Consider the following 24,190-nt stretch of genomic DNA (forward strand, 5'->3'; position numbering starts at 1 on the left):
TTTAGATAAAGTATTGATAAGTTATATTGTGAATCGGTGGTGATTTGTTTATTAAGTTTTATTCTATAAAAGAGCCTCTTAAAAAGAAGCAGTATTTGTAACTATATGAAATGCAAAAGATGATGATAGTCTATAAAAATCAAAAAACCTCGCAAATAGCGAGGTTTTTGTATAATTAATTAGGTCTCTGAAGATTAGATTCCGTCAATAATTTCATTTAAAACAGTACTTGGTCTCATTGCAGCGTAAGTTTTGTACGTGTCTGTTTTGTAATAACCTTCAATATTTTGAGGCTTACCTTGAGCACCGATTAATTCAGCATTGATTACTTCTTCGTTTTCCTTCATAGCAGCAGCTACCGGAGCAAACTGAGCCGCTAATTCAGCATCAGCAGTTTGGTTAGCTAAAGCTTCAGCCCAATACATTGCTAAATAGAAGTGAGAACCTCTGTTATCAATCTGACCTACTTTTCTTGCAGGAGATTTATCAGTAGCTAAGAATTTAGCGTTAGCCTCATCCAATGCATCTGCTAAAACCTGAGATTTTGTATTCCCTTGAGTTTGTGCTAAATGCTCTAAAGAAGCCTGTAGTGCTAGGAATTCACCTAGAGAATCCCATCTTAAATATCCTTCTTCAAGGAACTGCTCAATATGTTTTGGAGCAGAACCACCGGCACCTGTTTCAAATAAACCACCACCGTTCATCAAAGGAACAATAGAAAGCATTTTAGCTGAAGTACCAAGCTCAAGGATTGGGAAAAGGTCAGTTAAATAATCTCTCAATACGTTTCCGGAAACAGAAATAGTATCTTTTCCTTCTCTAGCTCTCTTAAGCGTTTCAGTCATAGCATCTTTTACATCAAGAATTCTGATGTCAAGACCTGTTGTATCGTGATCTGCAAGATATTTTTCTACTTTTTTGATGATTTCTCTATCGTGTGCTCTTCCTTTATCTAACCAGAAGATAGCTGGAGTATCAGAAAGTCTCGCTCTGTTTACTGCTAATTTTACCCAGTCCTGGATAGGAGCATCTTTAGTCTGACACATTCTGAAAATATCACCTTTTTCTACTTTCTGAGAAAGAAGAACATTTCCAGCCTCATCCTGAACTTCTACAGTTCCTTCAGAAGATAATTGGAATGTTTTGTCGTGAGAACCATATTCCTCAGCTTTTTGAGCCATTAATCCAACGTTTGGAACAGATCCCATTGTTGTAGGGTCTAATTTTCCATGCGCCTTCATATCATCAATTACAGACTGATAGAAACCTGCATAAGAACGGTCCGGGATGATACAAACTGTATCTTCTTCGTTTCCGTCTTTGTTCCACATTTTACCACCACCTCTTACAAGAGCAGCCATAGATGCGTCTACAATGATGTCAGAAGGAACGTGGAAATTAGTAATTCCTTTGTCAGAATTTACCATAGCCACTCTTGGTCCTGCAGCCAAAGCTTTTTCAATATCAGCTTTGATGTCAGCTTCCTGAGCATTTCCTTTAATTTTATCGAAAAGATCAGCAAGACCGTTATTTGGATTAATATCTAAAGACTTGAAAGTCTCAGCATATTTAGTAAATACTTCTTTGAAGAAAGTTTCTACGATAGCCCCAAAAATAATAGGGTCAGAGATTTTCATCATTGTCGCCTTAAGGTGAGCAGAAAGAAGTACATTTCTATTTTTAGCCTCTTCAGTAGCTTCCTGAACGAAAACTTTTAATGCATTAAGGTTCATTACAGAAGAATCAATCACTTCACCAGCCTGAAGACCTGCGAAATCTTTTAATACTGTTTCCCCTTCATTTCCTTTGAATACGATTCTGTATTTTGTAGCGTTTTCTAACGTTGTAGAATTTTCTGTTCCGTAGAAATCACCAGTGTTCATGTGAGCTACGTCAGTTTTGCTGTCAGAAGCCCAATCTCCCATTCTGTGAGGATTTGCTTTTGCATAGTTTTTAACAGCTTTTGGAGCACGTCTGTCAGAGTTTCCTTCTCTTAATACAGGGTTTACAGCACTTCCTAAAACCTTTGCATATTTAGCTTTAATGGCTTTTTCCTCATCATTCTTAGGCTCTGCAGGATAGTTAGGGACTGCGAAACCTTTTCCTTGTAGTTCAGCGATAGCTGCATCCAACTGAGGAACAGAAGCAGAAATATTTGGTAATTTGATAATGTTAGCATCCGGTTGAGTTGCTAATTCTCCTAATTCAGCCAAAGCATCACCAATCTTCTGGTCATCCTTTAAAAACTCAGGGAAGTTAGCTAAGATTCTGCCTGCCAGGGAAATATCCGGAACAGCGATCTCGATGTTTGCTGATTTAGTGAAAGCTTTTACAATAGGTAAAAACGAGTGGGTAGCCAGCATTGGTGCTTCATCCGTTAATGTGTAGTAAATTTTTGATTTTTCTGACATTATACTGTTATTTGTTATTTGAAATTATAGTCCCACAAATTTACTAAATATGATTGTTTTTTTGGAGGATTTTTAAATAAAAAAAGAATAGAAAAGCTTCTTTTTGATTTTTATATCTGAACAATTGTATATTCTCCGGTTCCGTTAAAATTGATATTAAATTCAACGTTGAAGTTTTCAGAGCCTGATATGAAGTTGGAAATTGCTAAAAAACTGATGGCCAGACTAAAGTATTTTTATTTTCACTTTAAGATTAATTTAACCTTATATTAGATAGAGAAATTTTCTTTTTTGATTAAATTTGAAAAACTAAAAAAATAAATATTATGTCAACGACAATCACTTTAAAAGGAAACGAAGTACACACAATAGGAACATTACCAGCTGTAGGAACCACTGTTAAAGATTTTGCACTGGTTGATTCAGGGTTAGCTGTGAAGACTCTTCAAACTTTTGAAGGAAAAAAGAAAGTATTCAATATTTTCCCAAGTATTGATACTCCTACTTGTGCAGCTTCAAGCAGAAAATTCAATGAAGAAGCTTCTAAATTGGATAACACTGTTGTAATTAACGTTTCTAAAGACCTTCCGTTTGCGTTAGGAAGATTCTGTGCAGCAGAAGGATTAGATAAGGTGGAAACACTTTCAGATTTCAGAAGCAGCTTTGGTGATGATTATGAAGTAACCATTACAGATTCTCCATTAAAAGGTCTGTTAAGCCGTGCTGTAATTGTTACGGACGAAAACAATAAAGTGGTTTACACAGAGCAGGTTTCAGAAATTGCTGATGAGCCTAACTACGATGCAGCTTTGGCAGCATTGAACAAATAATAGAAATAATCTTTGTAGAAAGCCTTGTGAAAATGATTTGCAAGGCTTTTTTTGAATCCAAAATACACAATATATGATGACCGAACATTACGAGAAATACGGAGAACTTTTTCAGGTAGATCAGGAACATTTTGATGAGTTTTATTCCTTGTTGAAAGATACCCGGCTTTTAAAGTCAGATTTCTTTTTAAAACAGGGTGATAAATGCAGATATCTTGGATTTATTAAAAAAGGAACAATCAGATGCTTTTATATCAATGATCAGGGCAGAGAAATCAATTTCGGATTTTATTTTGAAAATGAATTTTTTACCGATTATGAAAGCATCCTTTGTGATACCGTCTCCAACATGAATATTCAGGCATTGGAAAATTGTGAGATTTTACTGTTGAGTAAAGAACATTTGCAGGCATTATATCAAAAAGAAGCCTATTGGCAGAAATTCGGACGGTGATGAGTGAGAAAATTTATCTGGATGCCAAAAAAAGAATTGATGATCTGATATGCCTTTCTCCGGAAAACAGATATTTAAACCTTCTTAAAAAACAGCCACTTCTTTTCCAGAAAATAGCCCAGAAGCATATAGCCAGTTATCTGGGGGTTACAGAACAGTCTTTAAGCAGAATCAGGAGCAGGATTGTAAATTAACTTAAGTTAACGTCCGGTGGTATTTTAGATTGTAGCTTTACATTATTAAAATTTAATACTTAAATACTTAACATCATGGAACAAAAAGATTTAACCATTATTTTGGTACACGGAGCCTGGGGAGACGGATCTCACTGGCAGTACATTATTCCTTCTCTTGTAAAAGCAGGGTATAAAGTAAGAAGCGTTCAGAATCCTCTTACTTCATTACAGGATGATATTAATAAAACAAAAGATCTTATTGATGCCCAGGAAGGGAAAGTTCTTTTAGTGGGACATTCTTATGGCGGAGCGGTTATTTCAGGAGCTGGACACCATGATAAAGTAGTTGGATTGGTTTACATTGCTGCTTTTGCACCTGATGCAGGAGATAGCTTAGGCTCTCTGTTAGGAAGAAGAGAATCTCCGGGTGGAGCAAGTATTTATCCTGATAATAAAGGCTTTTTATGGATCAAATATGATGAGTTTAAATCCGCATTCAGTCAGGATCTGGATGATGAAAAAGCGTTGGTAATGGCATTGTCTCAAAAACCTATTCATGGACAGTGTTTTGGAGATGTTGCAGGAGAACCGGCATGGAAAACAAAACCAAGCTGGTACCAGATTTCATCCGATGACCGTATGATTCCGGCAGAAACGGAAAAAGAGATGGCAGAGCGTATGCAGCCTAAAAAAATAATTACATTAGATGCAGGGCATGCTTCATTAGCTTCACATCCTGAAGAAGTTACGCAGTTGATTCTAGAGGCGGCATCTTCTCTGTAAAATATAAATTAATCATAAAGACCTGTAAGGCTCTGGAAAATTTTAACTATTTTCACAGGGCTTTTTTTATGAATAAAAATCAACATGGTAAAAAGAATCGTAGCTAATATAAAAACAGATGATCTTACAAAAGGAAACCTCTTTTATCAGGATATTTTAGAACTTGATGTCCTGATGGATCATGGCTGGATAAAAACCTTAGGAACTGACGAGGAAGCTAAGGTTCAGATCAGTTTTGCCCAACAAGGAGGTAATGAGACCGAAGTTCCTGATTTGTCTATAGAAGTAGATAATGTTGATGAAATTTATAGCAAAATGAAAAAGGGAGGTTTTAAGATTGTTTATGATATCACGAATGAAGATTGGGGAGTGCGAAGATTTTTTGTAAAAGACCCGTTTGGGAAGGTGATTAATATTCTTTCTCATCAATAAACATTAAACATTAAACATATCATTCAATAAGAACGGGCTTTAGCCAAAACCTAAAAATATTAATATATAATTATCATGAAAGCAGAACAAATCATCCCTGTCCTAAGAATTTTTGATTACCAAAAAATGCAGGAGTTTTATATCGATTGGCTAGGCTTTGAAATTGTCTGGGAGCATCGTTTTGAAGAAAATTTTCCGGTTTATATAGAAGTTAAAAAAGATAATATCATTCTTCATTTGAGTGAACATCATGGAGATGCAAGTCCCGGCAGCAGCATTTTTATCTGGGGTGAAGGTGTTCCGGAATACCATAAAGAACTCATTGATAAAAATTATAAATACAACCGTCCCGGACTGGAGAAAACATTCTATGATGCCGTTTCTTTTACAGTACACGATCCTTTTGGAAATAAAATTATTTTCAATGAAAAATATGATGAAGAAAAACATGGGCTTTTAAAGTTCCATTCACATGAATAGATCATCCAAAGCTTACTTTTGTTGAGTTTTTATACTGTCTAATTTCCTCATAAGCTCCTGGTCTGTAGCACCACCACAGTTAGAATGAATAACCTTGCCATTGCTGTTGATCAGTATTCTGGCAGGAGTGCAGAAGGTGTTGTATTTAATCTGTTCCTGCCGTTGTGGGGATTTAGTATTATCAATCTGGTCAAACTGAATATTTCCGGCATCTTTTAACGCTTTTTCATGTGCTGTTTTGTCATCTTCCAGTCCTTCCAGTATGCCTATAAAGCCTGCCTGATCTTTATATTCAGCAAATAGCCTATTCATATCATCGGTCATATTATAGCTTACATTATGGTCTTTTTCCAAAGACTTTTTACTGTAAATAAAAATAAGGAGGTTTTTTCCCTTATAATCATTGGAATTGAACAGATGACCATTCATTGTCTTTGCTGAAAAAGGCTGTGGAGTAGCACCAATAAAGAAATCCAACCTGTTTTTATTCCATTCTTCCCGTATTTGATCGATATTCTCTGCAGTTGTTGTTTCCTTTTTTTCTTTACAGGAAGAAAGTGAAAGTGCTATGAATAATAATAAAAGCTTTTTCATACCTATGATGATGTATTGATGGTTATTGATCCAAAAGTCATAAAAAAAGAGCACATAACCAATTTTTGAGAAATATTTTTATTGATTAGGGCCGGTATTCATTTGGAATATTAAACCTAACTTTGTTTTTCCAAAATTGAAAAATGAAACGTTCAGGAACTGCAGATTTACCTCTTCACTATGGCAAAGTACCGCCATGGCTGTATGAACGTATGTCTGTTCTCGGGCTTTCCATTGTTGAAGCTATTCTTACAGATTATGGTAAAGATGAGGTGCTTCGCAGATTGGCAGATCCGTTTTGGTTTCAGAGTTTCGGAGCAGTAATGGGCATGGACTGGCATTCTTCAGGGATAACCACATCCGTAATGGGTGCCTTGAAACGTTCTATTAATCCCAATTCTCAATCACTGGGACTTTATATTTGTGGTGGAAAAGGAAAATTTTCCAGAGAAACACCATCAGAACTTATTCATATAGCTGAGAAAACAGGATTGAATGGAAATGAACTGGTAAGAGCCAGCAAACTCTCTGCTAAAGTTGACAATACAGCCATACAGGACGGATATCAGTTGTATCTGCACAATTTTATCCTGTCAGACAATGGAAACTGGAGTGTCATTCAACAGGGAATGCATGATTCTGATGGTACAGCAAGACGCTATCACTGGCATTCTGAAAAGATCACTTCATTTATAGAAGAACCTCACACAGGAATTAACGGGATTTCAAGAGGACATATTCTAAACCTTACTGCATCCCAAGCAGCAGAGAACCGTAAAGGGATCCTGGATATTTCTCACACAGATTCTATAGAGGTCATGAAAGACTTTTCAAGGCTGATACTTCCTGCACATCATGATGTTCGGGCTTCCGATGTAGATCTTAAGCGTCTCGGAGCTCTTTTGTATCTCACCCGTGAGGAGCAACCCCAGAATTTTGAAGATTTATTAATGTTGGAAGGAGTAGGGCCGAGGACTATGCAGTCTCTGGCGTTGGTAAGTGAGGTTATTCATGGCGCGCCATCAAGATTTAAAGATCCGGCGAGGTTTTCCTTTGCTCATGGCGGAAAAGACGGGCATCCTTTCCCTGTCCCTATAAATGTATATGATGAAAGTATCAGTATTCTCAGAAAAGGAATCGAAAAGTCAAAACTTGGAAATTCAGATAAGCTAAATACCCTGAATAAGCTTCATCAGATTGTAACCAAAGCTGAAAAGGATTTCACCCCAGATTTTGACATTCAGGAAGTCATTGAAGAAGAACGTCAGAATTCGTGGCGATTTGGTGGAAAAACAGTAATGGGAGATGCTCAAAAACCTGTCCCACCTAAACCTATTCAACTCTCTTTATTTTAGGAGGAAGATATAGCTCCTTCCAAAATAATTTCTTCTCAGAATCTTAATTGTTCCAACAATAAAAAACAAATATTAGTATAACCATTCCACTCCACCGGAGGGGTGTCAAATCGCAGATTTGACGGGGTGGTTTCCTTCTGTAATCAAACTCCTGTTTAATTATGTGTTTTTATTAAGTTGTCATAAATTCAATGAAATATATGCTGTTGAATCATGGTTTAATTATTTTGTTTAATAATTATTGCTTTTAATCCAATTAAAAATTTTAATTTTAAAGTCTTAAAAAAATGACCAAATGACTCACAAATCCCTCGAAATATGTTACGATTTCCCGTTTTTTCTTCAGGAAGAACTTGATGAAATATTTCAGGCTCATGAAAAAACATCTTTTCAAAAAGGGGATTTTATTCTTGAGGAGGGCAAAATGGCCAATGAATACTATATTCTGGATAGCGGATTAGCCCGTTCTTTTGTCAATGATTTTAACGGAAATGAAGTAACTACCCACTTTTTTGTGGAGAATGAGGTGATTATTGAAGTTTTATCCATGTTTCAAAGAATCCCAACGCAGGAAAATATTGTTTGTATTACAGACTGTGAATGCTGGAAGCTGGATTATGATACTTTTGAGGAACTCTTTCACAAAATACCAAATCTTAGAGAATGGGGAAGAGCATGGATGTCTAAAGAACTTTTCGCTTATAAACAAAGATCCGTGGAAATGTTCACTCTATCAGCTACCAGAAGATATTTGAACCTCCTGGAACAGAAATCTAAAGTTATACAGTTTGCTCCATTAAAACAGATTGCATCTTACCTTGGCGTAACAGACACTTCTCTGAGCAGAATCCGTAAAGAATTGGTCTCCCATCCCAAGAAAATTTAAATCTTGCCCTATGGCAAGTAGATTTTCATTACACCTTGGTAATTTTGGTTAAAAGTTTAACACCAAAATTATAAAAAATGAAAATCAATCAAATCTATGTCAATTTACCTGTAAAAGATGTACAGAAGACCAGAGCATTCTGGACAGCACTCGGTTTTTCTATTAACGAGCAGTTTTCTGATGATAAAGCAGTGTGTGTAGTGATGAAAGAAGATCATATCTATACCATGTTTCTGAAAGAAAAATTTTTCCAAACTTTTACCAACAGACCTTTTGCCAAAGGAGATACCACTCAGGTACTTCTTGCCATTGGAGTAGAAAGTAGAGCGGAAGTGGATCAAATGGTAACCACAGCCATTGAAAATGGAGGTTCTAAATATAGTGAGCCTATGGATCACGGATGGATGTATCAAAGTGCTTTTGCCGATTTAAACGGACATCAGTGGGAAGTAATGTACGCAGATGTTTCCCAACTCCCATCCTAGTAATTGATGAATCAAATTATCACATGAGATATGGAAACAAAATCAAATGAGATAGAATTGGTAAAAAACCAGGTCTTCAGTACAATGAAGATTGTGGAGCTGAATACGGAAGGTATTACCCATGAAGAATCAATGGTCTTTCCTAATAACGAAGCCAATTGTATGAACTGGATTTTAGGTCATCTGATCTACATAAGAAATCCATTGTTGAATATTCTGGGCGAAGCATCTGTTTGGGATAGTGAAAAATTTTCATGTTACAATAGAGGAGAAATTGCTCTGAATAGGAAAGATGAATTCATCAATTTTGAGGAATTGAAATCATACTTTCAGCAATCTCAGGAAAAACTGGAAGCAAAGCTGAATACCCTTGAACATTTTAATACAGAAAATGTCAATGATATTTCAACTCTTTGTCTTCACGAAATTTATCATGCAGGGCAATTGGGTTATCTCCGCAGAATTCTGGGAAAACCAGGAGCTATAAAATAAACTGTTAAGCATGAAAATCTGCTTAATCCGCAAATTCTGTAGAGAAAATTCAACTCAAAAATATCTAGTTTCTAACTAAAAAATAAAATAATGAACACACCAAAATCAAAAAAAATGGAGCTCATTATTCCGGCTTACAGAATGCATACCCAAAGCTTTATGAATGTTTTGGACGGCATTTCGGAAGAAGATGCATTGAAAAGAATTGAAAACAAAACCAATCATATTGTTTGGATGGCAGGGAACTTTGTGAATATGCGTTATGGTCTGGGAATGGTACTAGGCCTTCAGGATCAGGATCCTAATAATGATCTGTTTTTTCAGGGAAAAACACTGGATGAAAGTCTGAAATACCCAACATTAGCAGACCTGAAGAAAAATTTCCATGAAGTTTCCCCTAAAGTATACCAGAAACTATGGGAAGTAACAGATGAAGAGCTGGATGAAATCTTTGAAATCGGAATGAATATCCCTTTTATTAAAGAAACCAAGCTCAATTTTGCAGGAATGTGTATTGGCCGTGAAGACTATCTGAGTGGACAGATCGGTCTGATGAGAAGAATTTTAGACTATCCGGGAATGAAGTATGATGTAGATGAAAATCTTAATTACTAATGATGAGCCCAATAGAAAAAGGATATAAACGTGTTAACGGAATTCAGCTGTATTATGAAATCTATGGATCCGGAAAACCTCTGGTCTTAATTCATGGTGGTGGCTCATCAATTCTCTATGATTATAAAGAGGTTATTGCAAGGCTGGGAAATAAGTTTCAGCTTATTGGAATAGATCTTCAGAATCATGGACGAAGCGAGCATCGTGATATTCCTGAAACATTTGAACAGGATGCTGATGACGTAGCTGGTCTTTTAGCGGAACTTAATATTCATAAAGCTTCATTCTGGGGATTCAGTAACGGTGGAAATACCGTAATGCAGATTGGGCATCGTCATCCCGGAATCGTGGAAAAACTGATTGTTGCCTCAGCATTTTATAAAAGAGAGGGTATGATGGACGGCTTTTTCGAAATGATGGATGAAGCCACTTTTGAATCAATGCCGGAACCATTTAAAATCAATTTTTTAAACCTAAACCCAGACTTTTCTAAGTTGGAAAATCTCTTTGATAAAGACAGTAAGAGAATGCAAACTTTTGTAGACTGGGATGATAAAGTACTGAGTGCTATTCAGTCACCAACCCTTTTCATCAGTGGAGATCAGGACGTGATGAAACCGGAACATACCGTAGCAATGTGGCGTCTGGTAGAAGGCTCTCGGTTGATGATTCTCCCGGCAACTCATGGAACTTATATGATGGCTGATTTTGATGGCAGTCTCAATGAAAACTTAATCAATTTTACAATCAAAGAAGTAGAAATATTTTTAAATCATCACAATCACTAATTGCACTCATTTTTTCACATTAAGATATTTGTGCCATTTGTGAAACTATTTGTGTCATTCGTGTTTTAAAAAAAAATAACATTTTAAAATTAAAAATCATGGCAAAATTAAATCCGTACCTAAATTTTGATGGAACAGCTGAAAAGGCATTCAATTTTTACAAATCAGTTTTTGGAGGTGAGTTCGTAGGCGAAGTCCATAAAATGGGAAATGCTCCCGGTACCGAAAATCTTTCTGAAGAAGAAAAAAACAGGGTAATGCATATTGCACTTCCAATTGGAAATGACCTTTTAATGGCTTCCGATATTGTTCCAAGCTTTGGACAGAAGTTAAACGTAGGAAATAACAATTATGTTTCTATTTTTCCGGATTCGAGAGAAGAAGCAGACAGACTTTTTAAAGGACTTTCTGAAGGTGGGAATATAGAAATGCCAATTGAAGACCAGTTTTGGGGAGATTATTTTGGAAGTTTTCAAGACAAATATGGTGTTCATTGGATGGTAAACTATAATGAAGAATACGGGAAATAATCTTATATTTAACTAATTATAAAAAGAGATGCCCGTTTTCGGGCAGCTCTTTTATTCAATCAAAAAAAATAAACTATGGACCCAATTAAAATAGACATCACCATTTTAGCGCCGGTAGAAAAAGTATGGAATTACTTCAACGAACCCAAACATATCACCAAATGGAATTTTGCCCATGAAAGCTGGCATTGTCCAAGTTCTGAAAACGATCTGAAGGTAGGTGGAAAGTTTAAAAACAAAATGGAAGCAAAAGATAAAAGCTTCGCATTTGATTTTGAAGGGGTGTATGATGAAGTAACTCCTCACGAAATTATTAAATATCACATGGAAGACGGGCGTAAAGTAGAAGTGATCTTTGATAAGATTGATGAGAATACTACAAAAGTGATTGAAATTTTCGATCCGGAGAAACAAAATTCAGTGGAAATGCAGAGAGATGGCTGGTATGCTATCCTTAATAATTTCCATAAGTATGTTGAGAATCATTAAAAACATTTTTTGTCGCCATGATCAATTTAGTTATCATGTCAAAGAGTTTGAATTCCATTTATGCTGTCAGCTATGATCCTGAGGAGGATTTCCTTCTGGGAGTCATTGCAGTGCCTGCGAGAAGAGCCCTGAAGAAAGAAAAAATAGATTCTTTGGAAAAACTGTCAGATTATTCTGAAAAAGAGATCTTACAATTGCATGGTTTCGGAAAGAATACCATGATGAAGCTGAAAGATTATATGAAAGAGAATCAGAAGTGTTTTAAAGAAGCATAAAAGTAAAAAAACTTGATTTTTTATCGTGTCATTGCGGATAGATGAGTATAATTCTCTTTAAATGCAAGGACATTGGACTTCTTTTGCTTTATGTTTTCTTAGATGTATCAGTTTATAATGAAATATAGATATAGGCTCTGTCATTCTGAATGAAGCGGAGCGCAATGAGAATCTCAACATGAAAAATCTTCCAGAATGAATAGTTTCTACAGATTTTATGAATAAATTGGCTACAGAATAAATTCAATTATCAAGAAAAACAAATTAAACTGAACTTTTAAAATTTAAACTTATGAATAACGATATTTTTCCGTGTCTTTGGTATGACGGAGATGCTAAGGCATCTGCAGAATTCTACTGTAAAGTTTTTGGTGGTGAAATTACCGCAGATACTCAGGTAGTAATGAACATTGATCTGTTTGGACAAAGACTAATGCTTCTTAATGGTGGACCTCAGTTCAAAAAGAATCCTTCCATTTCTTTTACAATACTTTGTGAAACGGAAGATGAAGTTCAGAAGTACTGGGACCAACTGGTAGAGGGCGGAATGGCTTTAATGGAGCTTGGTTCTTATTCCTGGAGTACAAAATACGGATGGGTACAAGACAAATATGGAGTAACCTGGCAGTTGTTTTTTGGAGAAAAGGCAGAAGGGCAGAAAATTGTTCCTACCTTGATGTTTATTCATGAAAATAATGGTAAAGCTAAAGAGGCTATGGAGTTGTATACCCAAACCTTCCCTGATTCAAAGATGGGAGATATTCTAACTTACGGAGAAGGGGGAGAAGGCCATGATATACAGGAACCTGCTGAAAATGTACAGCATGCGCAAGTGACCATTGATAATTATACCCTATACTGCATGGATAATTCTTACGATCATCAGTTTGATTTTAATGAAGGTATTTCTTTGGTTGTAATGACAGACGATCAGCAGCAAACCGATACTTACTGGAATGCACTTACTTCAAACGGAGGTAGAGAAAGCATGTGTGGCTGGTTAAAAGATAAATACGGGCTAAGCTGGCAAATCGTTCCTAAAAGACTCATTCAACTGATGAACGATCCTAATCAGGAAAAAGCTTATAAGGTGGTACAGGCCATGATGAAAATGCAGAAAATCATGATTCAGGATTTAGAAGACGCTTATCATTCTTAAAACAATTAAAATATAGATACATGGAACAATTATCATACGAAATAGAAATTAATGCAGAACCGGAAAAAGTATGGAGCGTCCTTTGGAGTGATATTACTTACAGACAATGGACTACCGCTTTTACAGAAGGCTCTTTTTATGAAGGAGCATTGGAAGAGAATAGCATTGTAAAGTTCTTAGACCCCAAAAACAATGGAATGTACAGCAGGGTTATAAAGGTAGTTCCCAATGAGACAATAACATTCCTGCATCTGGGAGAAATTTATGAAGGAATTGAAGTTGCCCAGGAATGGGGTGATGCAACAGAAGCTTACTTTTTGGAAGAGAATGATGAAGGAACATTGTTAAGAACTGTTATTAATACTCCGGCTGAGTTTAAATCTTTTTTTGAAGAAAAATTTCCAAAAGCAATGAATATAGTTAAACACCTTTCGGAAAATCAGCTGTAAAGAAATACTTATCTGAAATAAAACCAATCACAAAAATTTAAAAATATGGAAACCTTATCGTTCGAAACAATAATAGATGCTCCTTTACAGAAGGTATGGGACATTCTTTGGGGACCGGAAACCTATGGCCAGTGGACTCAATATTTTGGTGCCGGATCCTCTGTCATGAAATCCGACTGGCAGGTAGGTGGAAAAACATATTTCCTTAATGAAAAAGGAGATGGAATGGTTTCTACCATAGACAGTTTGGATGAACCCAATCAAATTGTTTTTAAACATCTGGGAATGACTGAAAATGGAGTAGAAGATACACACAGCAAAGAAGTCATGGAATGGAGCGGCTGCTTTGAAAAATATTTCCTGACTGATTTTGATGGAAAAACAAAGCTTCATACCGAAGTTCAGGTAGATAAAGAATGGCGGGACCACATGAATACAGGATTTACGAAAGGACTGATGGTAGTGAAGAGTCTGGCAGAAGGTGTTAATCTTACCGCAGTGTAGAAGAGTTTGAAGTTCAAGGCTTAATGTTGTTAGGAAGAAGTGTAGGCCTCTAGCCAAAATTATCTTAATCTCTCATCTGGTAATTCGGAAAAATATGAAATTATTAGTCATTCTCTTCGGTGTGTTTATCTTAGCTTTATTGGCAACCCTGTTATTTCAAGGGAAGGCGGATTTTCTGTTTTCAGGAAATCTTGGTATGGCGGTTTTCATCATATTTACAGGGTTTTCCCATTTTAAATTTCAGAAAGGAATGGCCATGATGATTCCCGATTTTATGCCCGCTAAAATGTTTTGGGTGTATTTTACCGGACTTTTAGAAATTGCTGCAGGAATAGGGCTTATGATTCCTTCTATTCGTGAAACGACAGCTGTTTTACTGATTATTTTCTATGTATTGGTTTTCATCGCGAATATCAATTCATCTCAAAAGAACATTAATATTTTTAAAGCAGATTATACCGGGCCGGGAATGCAGTACCTCTATACTCAAAGAATTCCTATGCAGGTTATTTTAATAGCATGGACCTGGTATTTCGGAATCTACTTACAATAAACATACAGGCGGCTCTTAGAGCTGCTTTTTATTTTTAAAACTTTCAAAACAAATGTTAAATATTGTAACGTTTTGAGTTTTGAATTGTCTTATATATAAAGAAACTTATTTTTTATTGATTGAAATATTGAATTAGGTACTCTGTTTTTTAAATTTTAAAAACGTAAACTATGAATCTAAATTCCAAAATTTTCGGTACAGCCTATATTGTACTTTCCGCTATTATGATGAATGCACAAAATTCCACAGCTAAACTTCCGGGAGATCCTACGCTTCCTTCTACCAAAGCCAATCTTGAGAAACTGGTTTCTTACGATAAAGGAAATTTCAAATATAAAGTGGAAGACTACTTTGCAAGGCCAAAAGCTTCAGTATTTAAGATTTCCCCTGATGGAAAATATCTTTCTTATAAAGAAAAAGATCAGGACAAGAAAAATCATGTATACGTTAAAGAGCTTAGTTCAGGAAAAATCACCAAAGCGATTGTTGAAAAAGATGATCTGATAAAAAGTTATGGATGGCTGAATAAAAGCCGTCTGTATTATACTCAGGATAAAGGCGGTAATGAAAATATCCATCTGTATGCAGCAAATGTAGACGGAACAAACCTTAAGGATTTAACACCATTTGATGGCATCACATTGGGAGAAATTAATCCCATCAAAGACACAGATTTCGTTGTGGTTACAATGAATAAAAATAATAAGCAGATTTTCGAACCTTATAAAATCAATTTTGTAACGGGAGAAATAACTCAGCTTTATGAAAATAAAGATGTCAACAGCCCTATTGATGGATATATTTTTGATAAAGACGGTAATTTAAGAGGCTATAGCATTCTTGAAAACGGATTAACTACTAAAACCTACTACAAAGATTTACAGACAGGAAAATTCAATCTTCTGAAATCTGCAGACTGGTCAGATACTTTCAGTATTATCAGGTTTAATGATAATTCTAAGAACAAAGATGAAGCGTATGTAGTGACTAATCTGGATAGTGATAAGGCGAGAATTGTTTTATATGATTTGAAGAAAAATGCAGTAATTAAAGAAGTATATGCTAATCCTGTATATGATGTAAGTTCTATAAGTGTAGCTGGTAAGAACAGAAATTATGAATTGGACTATATTAGTTATGAAGGGTTAAAAGGAGAAACAGTTCCGGTAAGTAAATTTTATAAAGAAATTGATGACCAGTTAAAATCTCAGTTTGGAGATAAAGAATTTGGTATTGTTTCTTCAGATGATAATAATGATAAGCTTTTGGTAGTAGTAGGTAGTGACAAATTATACGGAACTTACTATGAGTATGATACTAAAACCAAGCAGACAAAGCTTCTTTACAATCTGATGCCACAGCTGAAAGAAGAAGATATGGCTGAAATGAGGCCTATTGAATTCAAAAGCAGAGACGGATTAACCATTCGTGGATATATTACTTTACCTAAAGCGGCGCTGGAAGGCAAGAAAGTTCCTCTGATTGTAAATCCTCACGGTGGTCCTCAGGGAATCAGAGATCATTGGGGATTCAATCCGGAAACTCAATTGTTTGCCAGCAGAGGATATGCAACACTTCAGGTGAATTTCAGAATTTCCGGTGGTTATGGAAAAGAGTTCCAGAAGGCCGGCTATAAGCAGATCGGAAGAAAAGCTATGGATGATGTGGAAGATGGGGTAAAATATGCAATCAGCCAGGGCTGGGTAGATAAAGATAAAATAGCAATCTATGGAGGAAGCCACGGTGGATATGCTACTTTGATGGGATTAATTAAAACTCCTGATTTATATGCCTGTGGAGTAGACTATGTGGGAGTATCCAACATTTTCACCTTCTTTTCTTCTTTCCCGGAATATTGGAAACCTTACAAAGAAATGGTAAAACAGATCTGGTATGATCTGGATAATCCGGAAGAAGCTAAAATTGCAAAAGAAGTATCTCCTGTATTTCAGATTGATAAAATTAAAAAGCCATTATTCGTAGTACAAGGAGCCAATGACCCTAGAGTAAACATCAACGAATCTGATCAGATTGTAAAAGCAATGCGTGCGAAAGGATTTGAGGTTCCATACATGGTAAAATATGATGAAGGACACGGATTCGGAAAAGAACCTAACAGAATTGAACTGTATAAGTCAATGTTAGGATTCTTTGCTGAGAATTTCAATAAAAAATAAACCGGCAATTTTTATAATGTTGGAAACGGAAGATATAATGTCTTCCGTTTCTTTTTTTGTCATTGCGAGCGAAGCGAAGCAATCTCTATATGAGTTGTACGTAAAGTTGGAAAACGCAATGACGCAAAGAAAACAGAATAGTTGTATGCTTTAAGGCGCAAGGATTTTATCTATGATAAAATTTGTACTACTACAGATAAATGAATAATCAACTGTTTTTGTCATTCAGAGCGGAACGAAGTGTAGCGTGGAATCTAAATTTCTCTCGGATAGTGCAGCTATTTTCCACTGAAAATCTTTGATTTTCTTGCGCCTTAAAAATATACATAATCATAATAGCTTCTTGCGCATTTGCGTTTTCCCAACCTAAGTTCTCGCAAATTTCCCAGATAATCAGGATACTTAATTTTACAAGTTGCTGCTGTTTCTTCAGTTTAGAAGTGAAACAAAAACTATCATCAATAATCTTAACCTATATCATTCGTCATTTATCACTCATCAATTATAATTAAAAACTCCGATGGATAAAAGAAAACCCAAAATTCCGGAAAAATATTTTAAATTTATTAAAGTAAAACCAAAAGCATAGCCGTCATAGCAGTATGGAGGTTGTCGAAAAAATAACAATGCCACAGAAGGATAAAGAAAGTATCATCTCGCAAACCGTTTCCAATTACGGAGGGAAGCTGATGTCTTATATTCGTCCCAAAGTGAAAAACACGGAGGATGCGGAAGATATTCTGCAGGAAGTGTGGTATCAGTTCAGTAGTCTTACCAATCTTTCCGAGATTGTGAATGTAGGAGGCTGGCTGTACAGGGTAACGGCGAATAAAATCACAGACCGTTATCGTAAAAAGAAAACAGAAAATCTGGAAGATTTCGTCTATGAGGACGAAGACGGAAGTTTTTCCATCAAAGATATTTTATTGATGGATGACAGTGCGGGCCCTGAAGTGAAGATGTTTCAGGATGAAATCTGGAAAAAACTGTTTGAAGCGCTTGATGAACTTCCCGAAAAACAAAGGCTGGTCTACGTAGAAAACGAACTGAACGACAAAACCCTCCAGGAGATCGCCGATGAACAAGGGGAGAACATCAAAACCATCATCAGTAGAAAAAACTATGCTGTGAAGCACCTGAGAAACAGATTGAGAAAATTATACGAAGATTTAAAAAGTTAGAAAAAGAAATTATGAATCATAAACACAAAAAAGGCTGGATTTTTTTATTGTTATGTCCGCCATTAATTCTCCTAGCCGTTACGTGGATCGTAATGTCACTTTGGAATTGTCTTCTTCCGGAAATTTTAGGAGTAAAATCCATTACATTCTGGCAGGCAATGGGAATCCTGATTTTAAGTAAAATTCTTTTCGGAGGTTTTCATTTTGGAAAAGGAATGAAGGATTTTAAAGAGAGAAAGATGAGAGAGAAAATGGAAGGATTATCGCCTGAAGAAAAAGAGAAATTTAAAGAAGCCTGGAGAAACAGATGCTCTGGAGGATTCTTCAACAGAAATAACGAATAATTTAAAAATTTTAAAGAAGTAGTAAAGTAAAATTAAAATTCATTCGTCTCTATAAAAAACAAGAAGTAGTAAAATTTAAAATTTTGAAAAAATGAAAAATTCAGCATTAAAAGGAGCTCTTGGAGCATTAGCCGTAGTAGGTGTAGCCTTAATTGCAAAAAAAGCAGCACAAAGAAAAAGATTTATCAGAGGTATTTTTGATGAATACGGAATCAAAGAAAAATCCCCTTTCGGATTAGCCGACAAGATCAGAGAAATGAATGATGAAGACTATCAGGAACTGAAAGGTAAATTCAAAAAAGAATTCAACTCAAGATGTTGCAGAAAGGATAATACCTGTGAAGCATAAAAAGTAAAATACTAAATTGAAATTGTTTAATTCCGGCTCGGGAAGCGAAGCTTCCCGAGCCGGAATTTTTTTATTTAAAATTGCTAGATAGATGGAATGAAATTCCATATTCATTGGAAACCTGATTATTAAATACTAAATTTGTTCTTCGGATTAAAATATATTTCATAATGTTGTCAAAGAGTTTTTTTATCACTGTACTTACCATTTTTTCTATCATTGTGTACGGACAGAAATCTGAGCTAAAACAGAAACAGTATGTTTTCTTCCTGCATAATAAGTTTCTGGAAGATCATTCTGTAGATGAAGTGCATCCCAAATACGGTATTGTAGAGTATGAAAAAGTCCTTCACCAGCTGAAGGACAGCAGTAATATTATTCTTTTTGAAAAGAGGAAGCGTAATACTGATCCGGCAGTCTATGCACTAAAAATAAAGAAACAGATTGACCAACTGATAAAGAAAGGAATTAGAGCCGAAAATATTACGGTTGTCGGAACATCACAAGGTGGTTATATTGCACAGTATGTTTCCTATTACCAAAAAAATCCGGAGCTTAAATTTGTTTTTATTGGAGCTAGTTTTAAAGATGATTCTTTGGAGAAAGATCCGGATTTCAGGTTGTATGGAAAAATACTTTCCATTACAGAAAAATCAGATGACGGCCATGTTCCTCTCTCTCAGGAGCAACGGTTCATCAAATCAAATATAAAAAATTTTAAAGAGATTGAACTTAATACAGGGCTTAATCATGGCTTCTTATTCAAAGCTCTGGATGAATGGATTGTTCCAACAAAAGCATGGATTGATAGTAAATAATTTATAGTGTCTAACTAAAGAATTTTCTTAGTGGTAGAATCATTGATTTAAAATATACAAAAGACACAAGGCATATATTTAAATGTATAAGGAAGCTAACCAATCTGTAGAAAATGAATACACCTATTTTTTACCATGAAAAATGAATAAATAAAAGAATTCGTGCATTCGTGGCCAATTAAAACCTATTTTATTGGCATTCAATTTTATCGCAGATAAAATCCTTGCGCCTTAAAGCATATAGTCTTTCAATATTCTTTGCGCCATTGCGTTTTTCCAACACTTTAGATTAAACTTTGAAACAGTGGCTATTTTCCAATAAACACAAAGCAAAAAGAAAAATAAATCCCTATTTTTGTACTGCTCAATGAAAGACTACTACTATTTTCTCGGTATATCTCAGGATGCTTCAGATGAAGACATCAAAAAAGCATATCGAAAGCTTTCCCTGAAATACCATCCCGATAAAAATGATAACGACGATTTTTTTGCAGACCGTTTTCGTGAAATTCAGGAAGCATATGAAACATTGAGTGATCCTTCGAGGAGAAAATCTTATGATCAGAATTTAGAAAGTCATCAGAGAAGCTTCAGGTATAATATTCCACCTGCTATTAAAACTTTTACAGCGAATAAAATCCACGCGAAGAAAGGAGAGGAGATTATCATCAGCTGGCAGACAAGCAATGCTGATGTAGTAAAGGTTCTGCCTTTTGGGCTAGAGAAACCTTATGGAGAAAGGATCTTTAAGATCACAGAATTTAAGGATGGAAAATTCCAGCTATTGCTTCATGCAACCAATTCATTATTACATAAAACTGTAGTACAGGGAATTACGATCACTGAGGTTTTTGAAAATGATACTGAAAAATTCAAAAATACAGTAGATGAAATGTTTAGACCACAGCCCAGTACGGTAGTGAACAAAACGGGTCAGCCTAAAATTGTTATGTTGTTTTGGGGAGTTATAATTTTGGCTGTTGCCTTATATTTCCTGGTTAAGGAATTGTTTTAAGCCATTTTCTTCCTTCCCGGGCACTTTTTACATCTTTTCCCTTTCTTGAACTTCTTGCAGCAAGATTTCTTTTCACAGAACATCTCTTCATTGTTGAATGCATACACAGGTGCCAAAGGCGGAACTTTAAATGGGACAATCATATTCATGCTGCAAATATATTAATTTAGAATAAATATAATTAATAAAATTTCATAAAATTCTTTAAACCTGATGAATAGCAGTCTGTCTCTCTTTTTATACAACTGAAAAGCGTTAAAAAAGTATCTGAAGTATCATAGAGATTTACCGGTTTTGTGAGTGAAAGCCCTTTTTATTGAAATATAAATGATGAAAGTTTAATAGGCTTCAGTATACCCCCAATGAAATCAGGAAGCCGGCTTGAAAAATGTATTTATTTCACGGTCTTTCCTCATCAGATCTGAGATTTTTGGCGAAATGATTCAATTTTTAAGGATTACAGTATTATTTTATTCATAATAAATTCATAGTATCGTTGATTATAATTTATAAAATCAATATAATTAGTGTTTAAAACAAATGAAACTTGGATTAACGATTGGTAAAAGCGAAGTGTGTTGTAATAACTGAACAGATTAGTGAATTATCAATGGATTTAGACTGTTGTACAATCATGTAAAAAATTGTAATTTTACCCATCTTTTTACAAACAAAATCTAATAAATAAAAATGAATACAGAACAGTTTGTGAGCCGTCACATTTCCTTAAATGAAGCCGATAAACAGGCGATGTTGGAAAAACTTGGCGTTTCTAGTATTGAAGAGTTAATTTCTCAGACCATTCCTTCTTCTATCCGTTTAGAAAAAGATCTTGAGATCTCAGATGCACTTTCGGAATACGAAATGCTAAACCACTCTAAAGAGCTGGCATCAAAAAATACCGATTATACAAGTTATATTGGTTTCGGATACCACAATACACTTTTACCATCAGCAATCCAGAGAAATATCTTTGAAAACCCAAGCTGGTATACTGCATATACGCCATATCAGGCTGAAATTGCACAGGGAAGATTAGAAGCGCTTCTTAACTTCCAGACTGTAGTGTGTGACCTTACAGGGTTTGGTCTTGCTAACGCTTCTTTGTTAGATGAATCTACTGCTGCTGCTGAAGCTATGCACATGTTCTTCAACAACAGAACTAAAGATCAGAAAAAAGCAGATGCTAATAAATTCTTCATCTCTGACCTTGTATTGCCTCAGACAATCTCTGTATTGAAAACTAAGGCAGAAGGATTAGGAATTGAAGTTGTTGTAGGAGACCACAAAACACATGCATTTGATGCATCTTATTATGGTGTTTTATTACAATATCCTGGTAAAAACGGAATTGTTCTGGATTATACAGAAAATATTGTAGAATACAAAAAATTAGACCTTCAGGTAGCTGTTGCATGTGATCCAATGGCATTGGTGAAATTAAAGTCACCGGCTGAAATGGGTGCTGACTGTGCAGTAGGTACTTCTCAGAGATTTGGTATTCCATTAGGATACGGAGGTCCTCACGCAGCATTCTTTGCTTGTAGAGAAGAATATAAAAGAGATATTCCTGGAAGAATCATTGGGGTTTCTCAGGATATGTATGGAAAACGTGCATTAAGAATGGCGTTACAGACAAGAGAACAGCACATTAAGAGAGAGAAGGCAACTTCCAATATCTGTACTGCTCAGGTTCTTTTGGCAGTAATGGCTGGTATGTATGCTGTTTACCACGGTCCAAAGGGATTAAACTATATTGCTGACCAAATTCACTTTAAAGCAAATGCTTTAAAAGGAGGTCTTGCAGCATTGGGTTATCAGGTAGTAGAAGAGCCAATCTTTGATACCGTGAAAATTACAATGGCTGAAGATGAGAAAGCAAAATTAGTAAGACTGATGCTGGATCACAGACTTAACCTTAACTACTTCACAGAAGGCGTAGTAAGTATTGCGATCAACGAAAGTACTACATTAGAGAAATTAAACTATCTGATGGCTTCTTTCGCTCAGTTTAAAGACAAACAGACTTTCAAATTAGAAATCAAAGAAGGATACAGTATTCCTGAAGAAAATCTTAGAAAAGATCAGATTCTTACAGAAGAGGTATTCAACAGATATCATACAGAAACAGAATTGATGCGTTATATCAAGCGTCTTGAGAGAAAAGATTTATCATTGACACACTCAATGATCTCTTTAGGATCTTGTACAATGAAATTGAACGCAGCTACTGAAATGTTGCCGCTTTCATGGGCAGATTGGGGTAGTGTACACCCATTTGTACCGGTAGATCAGGCTGGAGGATATCAGCAGATGATTGCAGAGCTTGAAAAAGACCTTGCTGAAATCACTGGTTTTGCTGGAACTTCATTACAGCCAAACTCTGGAGCTCAGGGAGAATATGCAGGATTAATGGTAATCAGAGAATACCATATCTCAAGAGGAGATCACCACAGAAATGTAGTATTGATTCCTCAGTCTGCACACGGAACTAACCCGGCTTCTGCTGCCATGGCAGGAATGAAAATCGTAGTCGTTAAAAACCTTGAAAACGGGGAAATCGACTTTGAAGATCTAAAAGCTAAAACAGAATTACATTCAGCAAACTTATCTGCTGTAATGATTACATATCCTTCTACTTACGGATTCTTTGATGCTAACATCAAGGAAATTACAAACTTAATCCACGAGCACGGAGGACAGGTTTACATGGATGGTGCCAACATGAACGCTCAGGTAGGATTTACAAGTCCAGGAAACATTGGAGCAGACGTTTGTCACTTAAATCTTCACAAGACTTTTGCAATTCCTCACGGAGGTGGAGGTCCTGGAGTAGGTCCAATCTGTGTGGCTAAACACTTAGTACCATTCCTTCCTTCTAATGCAAACATCAAAATCGGAGCTAAAGAGGCTATTGATGGTATTTCTGCAGCACCTTACGGTTCTGGGTTGATCCTGAACATTTCTTATGCTTACATCAAGATGCTAGGAACAGACGGATTGAAAAAAGCTACTGGTCACGCGATCATGAATGCTAACTACCTGAAAGAAATCTTAGCTGAGCATTTCCCAATCTTGTATTCAAACGAAAACGGAAGAGTAGCTCACGAATGTATCGTAGATTTCCGTCAGTTCAAATCTTTAGGAATTGAAGTGGCTGATGTAGCGAAGAGATTAATGGACTACGGGTTCCATGCTCCTACAGTTTCTTTCCCGGTAGCAGGAACATTAATGATTGAGCCTACAGAATCTGAAAGCAAAGCAGAAATTGATCGTTTTGCAGAAGCTTTAATCTCTATCAAGCAGGAAATTGATGAGATTGCAAACGGAGAAGCAGATCCGGCAAACAACGTATTGAAAAACGCTCCTCACACAGAACAATTGGTAATCTCTGATTCTTGGGATAAACCATACAGCAGAGAAAAGGCAGCTTATCCATTAGAGTGGGTAAGAGACCACAAATTCTTCGCTTCTGTATCAAGAGTAGATGAAGCTTACGGAGACAGAAACTTAGTATGTACTTGTGAGCCTATTGAAGCTTATATGTAATTAGAATTTTTTCTAGA

At 35.8% G+C, this 24,190-nt stretch carries 29 protein-coding genes; 26 read left to right on the forward strand and 3 right to left on the reverse strand.

The features are described from left to right. Positions 1-194: 194 nt before the first annotated feature. A complete protein-coding gene (locus tag BOQ64_RS18200; RefSeq protein ID WP_129057158.1) occupies positions 195-2,411 on the reverse strand; it encodes an NADP-dependent isocitrate dehydrogenase in 2,217 nt (738 codons plus the stop codon). Positions 2,412-2,737: 326 nt separating this feature from the next. On the opposite strand from BOQ64_RS18200, the gene tpx reads away from it, so the two are divergent. The 6 genes from tpx (at position 2,738) to BOQ64_RS18225 (ending at position 5,566) form a co-directional block, all read left to right on the forward strand. Next, positions 2,738-3,241 (forward strand): thiol peroxidase, encoded by a 504-nt coding sequence (gene tpx, locus BOQ64_RS18205; RefSeq protein ID WP_129057159.1) that lies wholly within the window; start codon positions 2,738-2,740, stop codon positions 3,239-3,241. 73 nt (positions 3,242-3,314) lie between these two features. Next, positions 3,315-3,695: a Crp/Fnr family transcriptional regulator gene (locus BOQ64_RS18210; protein ID WP_228448459.1), complete on the forward strand. Its 381-nt coding sequence runs from the start codon at positions 3,315-3,317 to the stop codon at positions 3,693-3,695. Continuing rightward, positions 3,695-3,889, forward strand: a complete 195-nt coding sequence (locus BOQ64_RS24165; RefSeq protein ID WP_228448460.1) for a hypothetical protein — start codon at positions 3,695-3,697, stop codon at positions 3,887-3,889. Before BOQ64_RS18210 ends, BOQ64_RS24165 begins: the two co-directional genes overlap by 1 nt. Positions 3,890-3,964: 75 nt before the next feature. Beyond that, positions 3,965-4,654: an alpha/beta hydrolase gene (locus tag BOQ64_RS18215; RefSeq protein ID WP_129057160.1), complete on the forward strand. Its 690-nt coding sequence runs from the start codon at positions 3,965-3,967 to the stop codon at positions 4,652-4,654. Between the two features lie 84 nt (positions 4,655-4,738). Next, on the forward strand, positions 4,739-5,086 hold the full coding sequence (locus BOQ64_RS18220; protein WP_129057161.1) for a VOC family protein: 348 nt from the start codon (positions 4,739-4,741) through the stop codon (positions 5,084-5,086). A 75-nt stretch (positions 5,087-5,161) separates the two neighbouring features. Beyond that, entirely contained in the window at positions 5,162-5,566 is a 405-nt protein-coding gene (locus BOQ64_RS18225; RefSeq protein WP_129057162.1) for a glyoxalase superfamily protein, read from the forward strand. A gap of 12 nt (positions 5,567-5,578) precedes the next feature. Here BOQ64_RS18225 and BOQ64_RS18230 read toward each other — a convergent pair whose 3' ends face one another. Continuing rightward, on the reverse strand, positions 5,579-6,160 hold the full coding sequence (locus BOQ64_RS18230; RefSeq protein WP_129057163.1) for a peroxiredoxin family protein: 582 nt from the start codon (positions 6,158-6,160) through the stop codon (positions 5,579-5,581). A 143-nt stretch (positions 6,161-6,303) separates the two neighbouring features. Here BOQ64_RS18230 and BOQ64_RS18235 point away from each other — a divergent pair, with 143 nt between their 5' ends. From BOQ64_RS18235 to BOQ64_RS18325, 19 genes are all read left to right on the forward strand, one after another. Continuing rightward, on the forward strand, positions 6,304-7,515 hold the full coding sequence (locus BOQ64_RS18235) for a DUF763 domain-containing protein (RefSeq protein WP_129057164.1): 1,212 nt from the start codon (positions 6,304-6,306) through the stop codon (positions 7,513-7,515). Positions 7,516-7,810: 295 nt separating this feature from the next. Continuing rightward, the gene (locus BOQ64_RS18240; RefSeq protein WP_129057165.1) at positions 7,811-8,401 is read left to right on the forward strand and encodes a Crp/Fnr family transcriptional regulator; all 591 of its coding nucleotides are present in this window, start codon (positions 7,811-7,813) and stop codon (positions 8,399-8,401) included. A gap of 77 nt (positions 8,402-8,478) precedes the next feature. Next, positions 8,479-8,886 (forward strand): VOC family protein, encoded by a 408-nt coding sequence (locus BOQ64_RS18245; protein WP_129057166.1) that lies wholly within the window; start codon positions 8,479-8,481, stop codon positions 8,884-8,886. A 30-nt stretch (positions 8,887-8,916) separates the two neighbouring features. Continuing rightward, positions 8,917-9,378, forward strand: coding sequence for a hypothetical protein (locus BOQ64_RS18250; protein WP_129057167.1), 462 nt, complete (start codon positions 8,917-8,919; stop codon positions 9,376-9,378). 90 nt (positions 9,379-9,468) lie between these two features. Continuing rightward, a complete protein-coding gene (locus BOQ64_RS18255; RefSeq protein ID WP_129057168.1) occupies positions 9,469-9,993 on the forward strand; it encodes a DinB family protein in 525 nt (174 codons plus the stop codon). After that, entirely contained in the window at positions 9,993-10,781 is a 789-nt protein-coding gene (locus tag BOQ64_RS18260) for an alpha/beta fold hydrolase (RefSeq protein ID WP_228448461.1), read from the forward strand. The genes BOQ64_RS18255 and BOQ64_RS18260 overlap by 1 nt, the downstream gene beginning before the upstream one ends. Positions 10,782-10,879: 98 nt before the next feature. Continuing rightward, positions 10,880-11,311 carry a VOC family protein gene (locus BOQ64_RS18265; protein WP_129057169.1) on the forward strand — a complete coding sequence of 144 codons (432 nt, stop codon included), beginning with the start codon at positions 10,880-10,882 and terminating at the stop codon, positions 11,309-11,311. 75 nt (positions 11,312-11,386) lie between these two features. Next, entirely contained in the window at positions 11,387-11,800 is a 414-nt protein-coding gene (locus BOQ64_RS18270) for an SRPBCC family protein (RefSeq protein ID WP_129057170.1), read from the forward strand. Positions 11,801-11,817: 17 nt separating this feature from the next. Next, positions 11,818-12,075, forward strand: coding sequence for a DNA-directed RNA polymerase subunit alpha C-terminal domain-containing protein (locus BOQ64_RS18275; RefSeq protein WP_164975842.1), 258 nt, complete (start codon positions 11,818-11,820; stop codon positions 12,073-12,075). A gap of 292 nt (positions 12,076-12,367) precedes the next feature. Further along, positions 12,368-13,234: a VOC family protein gene (locus tag BOQ64_RS18280; RefSeq protein WP_129057171.1), complete on the forward strand. Its 867-nt coding sequence runs from the start codon at positions 12,368-12,370 to the stop codon at positions 13,232-13,234. 20 nt (positions 13,235-13,254) lie between these two features. Further along, the gene (locus BOQ64_RS18285; protein WP_129057172.1) at positions 13,255-13,683 is read left to right on the forward strand and encodes an SRPBCC domain-containing protein; all 429 of its coding nucleotides are present in this window, start codon (positions 13,255-13,257) and stop codon (positions 13,681-13,683) included. 45 nt (positions 13,684-13,728) lie between these two features. Continuing rightward, positions 13,729-14,187: an SRPBCC family protein gene (locus BOQ64_RS18290; protein WP_129057173.1), complete on the forward strand. Its 459-nt coding sequence runs from the start codon at positions 13,729-13,731 to the stop codon at positions 14,185-14,187. A 94-nt stretch (positions 14,188-14,281) separates the two neighbouring features. After that, on the forward strand, positions 14,282-14,740 hold the full coding sequence (locus BOQ64_RS18295) for a hypothetical protein (RefSeq protein ID WP_129057174.1): 459 nt from the start codon (positions 14,282-14,284) through the stop codon (positions 14,738-14,740). Between the two features lie 170 nt (positions 14,741-14,910). Then, complete coding sequence (locus BOQ64_RS18300; RefSeq protein WP_129057175.1) at positions 14,911-16,917, forward strand: alpha/beta hydrolase family protein; 2,007 nt, start codon at positions 14,911-14,913, stop codon at positions 16,915-16,917. 626 nt (positions 16,918-17,543) lie between these two features. Next, on the forward strand, positions 17,544-18,098 hold the full coding sequence (locus BOQ64_RS18305) for an RNA polymerase sigma factor (RefSeq protein ID WP_228448462.1): 555 nt from the start codon (positions 17,544-17,546) through the stop codon (positions 18,096-18,098). Between the two features lie 11 nt (positions 18,099-18,109). Continuing rightward, a complete protein-coding gene (locus BOQ64_RS18310) occupies positions 18,110-18,442 on the forward strand; it encodes a hypothetical protein (protein ID WP_129057177.1) in 333 nt (110 codons plus the stop codon). A 91-nt stretch (positions 18,443-18,533) separates the two neighbouring features. Beyond that, positions 18,534-18,791, forward strand: coding sequence for a hypothetical protein (locus tag BOQ64_RS18315; RefSeq protein ID WP_129057178.1), 258 nt, complete (start codon positions 18,534-18,536; stop codon positions 18,789-18,791). Between the two features lie 170 nt (positions 18,792-18,961). Next, the gene (locus BOQ64_RS18320) at positions 18,962-19,609 is read left to right on the forward strand and encodes an alpha/beta hydrolase (protein WP_129057179.1); all 648 of its coding nucleotides are present in this window, start codon (positions 18,962-18,964) and stop codon (positions 19,607-19,609) included. A gap of 367 nt (positions 19,610-19,976) precedes the next feature. Beyond that, positions 19,977-20,624 carry a J domain-containing protein gene (locus BOQ64_RS18325; RefSeq protein ID WP_129057180.1) on the forward strand — a complete coding sequence of 216 codons (648 nt, stop codon included), beginning with the start codon at positions 19,977-19,979 and terminating at the stop codon, positions 20,622-20,624. Here BOQ64_RS18325 and BOQ64_RS23200 read toward each other — a convergent pair. After that, the gene (locus tag BOQ64_RS23200) at positions 20,621-20,773 is read right to left on the reverse strand and encodes a hypothetical protein (protein ID WP_164465368.1); all 153 of its coding nucleotides are present in this window, start codon (positions 20,771-20,773) and stop codon (positions 20,621-20,623) included. The genes BOQ64_RS18325 and BOQ64_RS23200 overlap by 4 nt on opposite strands. Before the next feature lie 541 nt (positions 20,774-21,314). On the opposite strand from BOQ64_RS23200, the gene gcvP reads away from it, so the two are divergent. Beyond that, a complete protein-coding gene (gene gcvP, locus BOQ64_RS18330) occupies positions 21,315-24,173 on the forward strand; it encodes an aminomethyl-transferring glycine dehydrogenase (RefSeq protein WP_129057181.1) in 2,859 nt (952 codons plus the stop codon). The last annotated feature ends 17 nt before the right edge of the window (positions 24,174-24,190 follow it).

It is taken from the genome of Chryseobacterium sp. CH25 (genome assembly GCF_004119455.1).
Taxonomy (GTDB): Bacteria; Bacteroidota; Bacteroidia; order Flavobacteriales; family Weeksellaceae; genus Chryseobacterium.